Consider the following 7,318-nt stretch of genomic DNA (forward strand, 5'->3'; position numbering starts at 1 on the left):
GAATTTTTCCTGTACCTGAACAAGTGGGATTGTTGATCCAATTGAGGTGGTACCACGGTATTCTATTACATATATCGTCCTCTACATGCATAGTAGCATGTAGGGGACTTTTTTATTTTCTAAAGGAGGTGGGCGAGTATGAAATGAAAGTGTATAATTAAGAAAAATATAAATATTCAGAAAAGGAGAATTTACGATGAAAGAAACACAGCAATGGACGTCGAAAATTGGTTTTGTACTCGCAGCAGCCGGAGCCGCAGTAGGACTTGGAGCGATATGGAAGTTTCCGTACGTTGCAGGTAATGGAGGGGGAGGAGCGTTTTTCTTAGTCTTCCTATTATTAACGTTATTTATTGGTATGCCTCTTCTTTTAGCGGAGTTTGTTATTGGCCGTAGTACACAAAAAGAAGCGGTTACTGCATATAAATTGCTAGTACCAAATAGTAAATTATATCCATGGATTGGTCGTATGGGAGTTGTTACTTGTTTTAGTGTACTATCTTTCTATAGTGTTGTAGGTGGATGGATTTTATTATATTTATATTATAGTGTGACTGGTAACTTTTGGAGCGGGACAGTGGAATACGGAAAATTGTTCGAGCAAACAATTTCGAATCCTGCTAGTGCAGTAGGTGCTCAGTTACTCTTTATGCTTTGCACTATTTTTGTAGTAAGTAAAGGTGTAGAAAAGGGGATCGAAAAAGCAAGTAAGTATATGATGCCTCTATTATTTATTTTATTTATTGCTATTATTATTCGTTCTCTTACACTTGATGGGGCATGGGCTGGTGTTGAGTTTTTCTTAAAACCAGATTTTTCAAAACTAACAGCAGATACAATTTTGTATGCGATGGGACAATCCTTCTTTTCGCTAACAGTAGGTGCTTCGGTGATGGTAACGTATAGCTCGTACTTAAAGAAAGAAGAGCATTTAGCAAAGTCCGCAACATCAATTGTGAGTTTAACAATTTTTATTACGGTGCTTGCGGGACTAGCAATTTTCCCGGCAATCTTCGCATTAGGAGTTAAACCAACAGAGGGACCAGGCTTATTGTTTATTATTCTTCCAGCTGTATTTGCGAAAATACCATTCGGACAATTTTTCTTTATCATGTTTTTAATTTTATTCTTCTTTGCAACGTTAACTTCTGCAATCTCAATGCTTGAAATTGTTGTTGCATCTGTAGCAAAAGATAATGAGAAAAAACGTCCTTCAGCATCATTTATTATTGGATTACTTATTTTTGCGGTTGGAATTCCATCAGCTTTATCATTCGGAGTTATGAGTGATGTGAAAGTCTTCGGAAAAACATTTTTTGACTTAGTGGATTTTGCAGTAAGTAATGTATTGCTGCCGCTAGGGGTACTAGCAATTTCATTGTTTGTACCAAATAAAATGAGTAAAGACTTATTAATGAAAGAATTAGAAGTTACAGAAACGAAAGGGAAAACATTATTTAACATATGGCTTTTCTTACTGCGTTATATTATTCCGGTAACAGTAGTAATTGTGTTTCTAAATGCAGTTGGTGTGTTTAAAATGTTTACAAAATGAGCAGGGGTTTCTCCCTGCTTTTTAGTTTGATTGTATCCCGCATTAATGGGCGGTAAGACTCCCATCTCAAGATTCAGAGAGGAACAAGGAAGATGGATGGGAGATCAACTGCCCGTAAAAGTCCGATTGGTGAGGGCTGATTAAAGTTTTATTTTATAGCAAATACTTTTCTTTATAACTTTCGTCGTAAATAAAAAAACTCGGTATGCACCGAGTTTTTTTATTTATGATCCGATATAACCAGAAGGATCAACTGCATTTGTTTTACCTACATTCCATTCGCCAATATGGATTTCAAAATGTAAATGTTGACCAGTAGATTGCCCAGTATTTCCCATGAAACCTAATTGTTGACCTTGTTTTACAGTTTGACCGACAGATACAGAGCGGCTGCTCATATGAGCGTATACTGTTGTGTATGTTTTGCCATTCATTCGATGTGATAAATAGACAACATTTCCGTAACTAGATGACATATCAGACCGAATGACAACACCATCAGCAGCTGCCATAATTGGTACTGTGCCAGAAGCGGCGATATCTAAACCAGCATGGCGTCCGCGGGAAGGATCGTTAAATCCTGAACTGAATCTTCCGGCTGCTGGTTTTATAAAGCCATTTTTATTTGTATCTTGCGGTGTTGGAGCGGTTTGTGCAGCTTCTTTAGCAGAAGCGTTTTTTTGTGCTTCTTCCGCTTTACGTGCTTCCTCGGCTTTACGAGCTTCTTCTGCTCGTTTTTCTTCTTCAATTGCTTTTTGAACAGCTTGGCGTTGATTTTCTAAAATACTTTTTGACTCTTCTAAGCCTTCAATCTCTGAATCTACTTTTGATACTTTAGTATGTAGATCGTTAATAAGTGCTTGTTGTTCTTGGTGGTTTTTCTGAAGTTCTTGTTGCTTTTGCTCCAATTTTTGCTTCGATTCGTTTAGTTGCTGTTCTTTCTTTTCAACAGCTTCTTTTTCTGTTTTTACAGTTTCTTGATCAGTTGTTTGTTTTTTTACAATCTCTGTATCGTTATTTAAAATCAAGCTAACGGAATACATATTATCAACAAGATCCGCGAAATTATTTGAGTTCATCAATACTTCAGTTACGATATTTGTTCGTGGTTTTTCTTGCATGGATTGTAGTCGTTGTTTAATGACGTCTTGACGAGTGTCGATATTTGTTTGTAATTGCTCGATACGTTTCTTCTTATCGGCAATTGTTTGTTGTGTTTTACTAATTTCTGTTTGTATATCGTTTAAATCAGCTTCATTTTTATTTATAGAAGCTGTTAATTCATCGATTTTTTTCTGTAAGTCTTGTATCTCTTTTTCCATCTGTTCTTTCTCTGCTGATTTGTTCTGTAATTCTTGTTGGTTACCCTCTAATTCGGATTGAATATTAGATAATTTATCTTGACTTGTTTCCGCATATACTGGTGATAGCAATGGGGAAACAAAAATAGTGCTCGCTGCTAAGACGCTGAAAGCGACAAATTTCTTTTTCATAATGGTCTAGCTCCTTTCCCTATGATGTATATATCATAATTGGAAGAATACTGTCTATTGTTGTAACCATAATGTAACGAAAGTTTTATAAATGTACTATGAATTGTCGGAAATGAGGTAATTTTTGTATATTATGTCGTTTGATGTGATAGAAATAAAGTAGAGAAAATATTAATAAACACTTTAAGGAATCGTTCTCATGTTAGGTTTTCTGACATGAGTTTTGTTTTTGTCAAGAAAATTATTTGTGTTCACGCAAACTTATTTTGTTGTCAGATTTCATTTTTTGATTTATCATTTTTAACAGGGACAAAAATGTAGTGAATTGTCGAATAATATGTAATACTCTTAATTTCTTAGTTTCATAGAACGAGAGAATGGTAGAGTTAATGCATCTAAGAAGGGGGTTGTAGCAAGTATGAAAAGGATAGGACTTGCATGGCAAATTTTAATAGGGCTTGCGCTTGGTATTGCAGTTGGGGCGATTTTTTATGACAATCCGGCAGTAGTGAAGTACTTACAACCGATTGGTGATATTTTCATCCGATTAATTAAAATGATCGTTGTACCGATTGTCGTAGCAAGCATCGTTGTTGGTGTTGCTGGTGTTGGTGATGTGAAAAAGCTAGGTCGATTAGGCGGAAAAACAATTCTTTATTTTGAAATCATTACAACAGTTGCGATTGTTGTTGGCCTACTGGTAGCGAATATTTTCCAACCAGGAAACGGCGTCGATATGGATAAGTTAACAAAGACAGATATTTCTAAATATACGCAAACGACAGAGCAAGTGCAAAGTCACTCTTTTGCTGATACATTTGTAAACATTGTTCCGACAAATATTGTAGAATCATTAGCAAAAGGTGATATGCTTGCTATTATTTTCTTCTCTGTACTATTTGGTTTAGGAGTTGCAGCGATCGGTGAAAGAGGAAGACCGGTTCTTCAATTTTTCCAAGGTGTAGCGGATTCAATGTTTTATGTAACAAACCAAGTTATGAAATTCGCACCGTTTGGTGTATTCGCATTAATTGGTGTTACAGTTTCTAAATTTGGTTTAGCTTCATTAATTCCGTTAGGGAAATTAGTAATTGTCGTATATGGATCAATGATCTTCTTCGTTGTAGTAGTATTAGGACTTACAGCGAAAATATTTGGTATTAACATTTTCCAATTCTTTAAGATCTTAAAAGATGAGCTTATTTTAGCGTATTCTACTGCAAGCTCAGAAACGGTTTTACCGAAAATCATGGAGAAAATGGAGAAGTTCGGTTGTCCGAAAGCGATTACATCTTTCGTTATTCCGACAGGTTATTCATTTAACTTAGATGGATCAACTTTATATCAAGCTATTGCAGCGATTTTCTTAGCGCAAATGTATGGCATTGATTTATCTCTCGCGCAGCAAATTACATTATTGCTTGTATTAATGGTTACATCTAAAGGGATTGCAGGTGTACCGGGTGTATCATTTGTTGTATTATTAGCAACACTTGGTACAGTAGGTATTCCGGCAGAAGGATTAGCATTTATCGCAGGTATTGACCGTATTTTAGATATGGCTCGTACGGCAGTTAACGTAGTAGGTAACTCTTTAGCAGCTGTAGTTATGTCTAAGTGGGAAGGTCAATATGACGCTGAAAAAGGACAAGCTTATTTAAAAGAGCTTTCTGAAAAACAGGCAGCTTAATAGCTATTGGCAGAGCCCCCGCATAAGATGTGGGGGCTTTTTTGCATAGAAAAGGAGTTGGGAATCATGAAACGAAAATATGGCGATGGCTCTACTTGGGAACGGTTAATAGAGAAAACATATGAAGTGAAGACAATTGAGCAAGGAATGTTAGGTGTGCTGCATATGCAAAAAGTGAAAGAGCCTAGCTATAAGCAATATAATAATCAAAAACTTTGTATTGTAAATGATGGGTACACATGGATGCAGTATTTTATAAATGATAAGAACTTTGCGATTACAGCTATGTTAAATGAAAAGAAGAAGTTAGTGCAGTTTTATATTGATGTGGCCAAAGATTATAAAGTAGATGAGAGAGGCATGCCATATTTCGATGATCTCTATTTAGATGTGGTGTTATTACCTAATGGTGATGTATATGTATTGGATGCAGATGAGTTAGAGGAAGCATATGTAGCTGGAGATATTTCTAAAGAAGAATATCATGTAGCTTGGGATACAGCTAAGTGGATTATTACAACAATTGAAAAGAAAAAGTTTTTTTGGATCGAAATTTTAGAAAGGGAAATTCAAAAATTAAAATGAGTATTTTTTCTTATAGATTGCTTATTTTATTTCATGGTTTTGTATAAATATCAAAAAATGTAAAATATTTTCATGCAAATAATAATTGACTTTTTATTAGTAAGCGAGTAAAGTTAGGGAAGAAATTATTATTAAAAATAAAATATGAAACCTTCTTATAAAGAGAGGCGGAGGGACTGGCCCTACGATGCCTCGGCAGCGGACTCACAACAGAGTGCTGTGCCAAATCCAGCAAGCATGTGCTTGATAGATGAGGAGAGTGTTTCTTATAGATGTATAAGACCTCTTCTTTTGGGAAGAGGTCTTTTGTTATAAGATAGAAAAGGTTTAGAACTAGGGAGAGATGTTATTTTGAAACAAACGAAGGGAAATGGCTTAGCATTATTACCGCTTGGAATATTCTTAGCGCTATTTATTGGCTCTGGAATTATTACAGGAGATTTTTATAAATTGCCGATACTTGTAGCTATTTTAATTGCTGTAGGGACTGCATTAGTGATGAATAGAAAAGAAAGCTTTACATCAAAAGTAGAACGGTTTGCCAAAGGGGCTGGTAATCCGGATATTATGATTATGGTGTTGATTTTTGTACTTGCGGGTGCGTTTTCTGAAACAGCAAAAGGAATGGGCGGGGTTGACTCTACAGTTAATTTAGCGCTATCTATTTTACCGCAAGGATTTATTGTTGCAGGCATTTTTGTTATAGGGGCCTTTATTTCATTAGCGATGGGAACTTCCATGGGGACAATTGCAGCGCTAGCGCCAATTGCAGTAGGGATTAGCCAGCAAACAGATATTTCTATTGCGTTAACGATGGCAACAGTTGTTGGTGGAGCGATGTTTGGTGACAATCTATCATTTATTTCTGATACGACAATTGCAGCTGTTCGTTCGCAAGGAACGGAAATGAAAGATAAATTTAAAACAAATTTTTTAATCGTTTTACCAGCCGCAATTATTACAATTGTATTATTGGTTTTCCTTACAGTAGGAAACCATACAGAAATCAAAGCTCATACATTTGACTGGGTGAAAATATTGCCGTATGCGGGTGTGCTTGTTACAGCTTTACTTGGGTGGAATGTGCTCGTTGTGTTAGCAGGTGGAACAGTTCTATCAGGACTTATTGGTCTTATTGATGGGAGCTACACATTAGCTAGCTTCTTTAAAAGTGTTACAACAGGAATAAGTGGAATGATGGAGCTTGTATTACTGGCAATTTTAATCGGTGGAATGGTTGAAATTATTCAATATAATGGCGGTATTCAATATTTAATGAATACATTAACACGTAGTATTCGTTCGAAAAAAGGTGCTGAATTTGGAATTGCTGGTTTAGTAAGTTTGACGAATGTGTGTACTGCGAATAATACGATTTCTATTATTTTTACTGGTCCGCTTGCAAAAAATATTGCTGATCAATATGAAATTGATCCACGAAAATCAGCGAGTGTGTTAGATCTTTTCTCATGCTCTGTACAAGGATTAGTTCCATACGGTGCTCAAATGTTAACGGCAGCAGGATTTGCAGCATTGTCACCGGTTGAATTATTACCATATGCGTTCTATCCAATTTTAGTTGGAATTTGTGGTGTAGTTTCTATCTTAATAGGATTTCCACGATTTTCAAAAGTAGCAAAAAAAAAGCAATATCATAAAACAGCATAAAAAAAAAGGATGTCTTATATAAGACATCCTTTTTCTTTACATTCACCTTCATATAAGGCTGACTTGGAATAGGTCTTAAGTCTGATTAGAAAACGGTTCTTAAGCTCGTTATGGAAAAACGAAAAAATAGTTAAGATAAGAGTATCAAATCGAAGGGAGGCAAGCACAAGATGAAACAATTTCTAGCGTTTATCGCAGCCGGTATTTTGGCTTTAATTGCTCTTGGTAGTCTTGCTGGTATTGTAGGATTCGCAATTGGAGCAGGAATTGCGTACTGGAGCTATAAATCATTTGTGCGAGCACAATCATTTTTTGGAAAGTTAGCTT

At 35.8% G+C, this 7,318-nt stretch carries 6 protein-coding genes, 1 riboswitch and 1 other annotated feature (1 of these 8 only partly in view); of the genes, 5 read left to right on the plus strand and 1 reads right to left on the minus strand.

Annotated elements, in window-relative coordinates; translation table 11 throughout:
- Nucleotides 1-85 (plus strand) — a binding site (T-box leader); it begins 162 nt to the left of the window's first position.
- A gap of 111 nt (nt 86-196) precedes the next feature.
- Nucleotides 197-1,555: a sodium-dependent transporter gene (locus KFD70_RS13015; RefSeq protein ID WP_336452659.1), complete on the plus strand. Its 1,359-nt coding sequence runs from the start codon at nt 197-199 to the stop codon at nt 1,553-1,555.
- Nucleotides 1,556-1,779: 224 nt separating this feature from the next.
- Here the strand turns inward: KFD70_RS13015 and KFD70_RS13020 are convergent, their stop codons facing one another.
- On the minus strand, nt 1,780-3,048 hold the full coding sequence (locus tag KFD70_RS13020) for a murein hydrolase activator EnvC family protein (RefSeq protein ID WP_336452658.1): 1,269 nt from the start codon (nt 3,046-3,048) through the stop codon (nt 1,780-1,782).
- 418 nt (nt 3,049-3,466) lie between these two features.
- Between KFD70_RS13020 and gltP the strand changes: the two genes are divergently transcribed.
- From gltP to KFD70_RS13040, 4 genes are all read left to right on the plus strand, one after another.
- On the plus strand, nt 3,467-4,738 hold the full coding sequence (gene gltP / locus KFD70_RS13025) for a glutamate/aspartate:proton symporter GltP (protein WP_336452657.1): 1,272 nt from the start codon (nt 3,467-3,469) through the stop codon (nt 4,736-4,738).
- A gap of 66 nt (nt 4,739-4,804) precedes the next feature.
- On the plus strand, nt 4,805-5,323 hold the full coding sequence (locus tag KFD70_RS13030; RefSeq protein ID WP_336452656.1) for a ribonuclease FAU-1 family protein: 519 nt from the start codon (nt 4,805-4,807) through the stop codon (nt 5,321-5,323).
- Nucleotides 5,324-5,475: 152 nt separating this feature from the next.
- Nucleotides 5,476-5,580: riboswitch (SAM riboswitch) on the plus strand.
- Nucleotides 5,581-5,674: 94 nt separating this feature from the next.
- Nucleotides 5,675-6,991: a Na+/H+ antiporter NhaC family protein gene (locus KFD70_RS13035; RefSeq protein ID WP_336452655.1), complete on the plus strand. Its 1,317-nt coding sequence runs from the start codon at nt 5,675-5,677 to the stop codon at nt 6,989-6,991.
- A 170-nt stretch (nt 6,992-7,161) separates the two neighbouring features.
- Nucleotides 7,162-7,318 (plus strand): lmo0954 family membrane protein (locus KFD70_RS13040; RefSeq protein WP_489618138.1); only part of this gene is annotated, 157 nt, incomplete at its 3' end.

Origin of the sequence: Bacillus pfraonensis, assembly GCF_050768835.1 — a bacterium.
Classification (GTDB): Bacteria; Bacillota; Bacilli; order Bacillales; family Bacillaceae_G; genus Bacillus_A; species Bacillus_A pfraonensis.

What these genes read in the sequence shown, in the direction of transcription:
- KFD70_RS13015 (WP_336452659.1), top strand. Translation starts at nt 197, where the DNA reads ATGAAAGAAACACAGCAATGGACGTCGAAAATTGGTTTTGTACTCGCA.
- KFD70_RS13020 (WP_336452658.1), bottom strand. Translation starts at nt 3,048, where the DNA reads ATGAAAAAGAAATTTGTCGCTTTCAGCGTCTTAGCAGCGAGCACTATT.
- gltP (WP_336452657.1), top strand. Translation starts at nt 3,467, where the DNA reads ATGAAAAGGATAGGACTTGCATGGCAAATTTTAATAGGGCTTGCGCTT.
- KFD70_RS13030 (WP_336452656.1), top strand. Translation starts at nt 4,805, where the DNA reads ATGAAACGAAAATATGGCGATGGCTCTACTTGGGAACGGTTAATAGAG.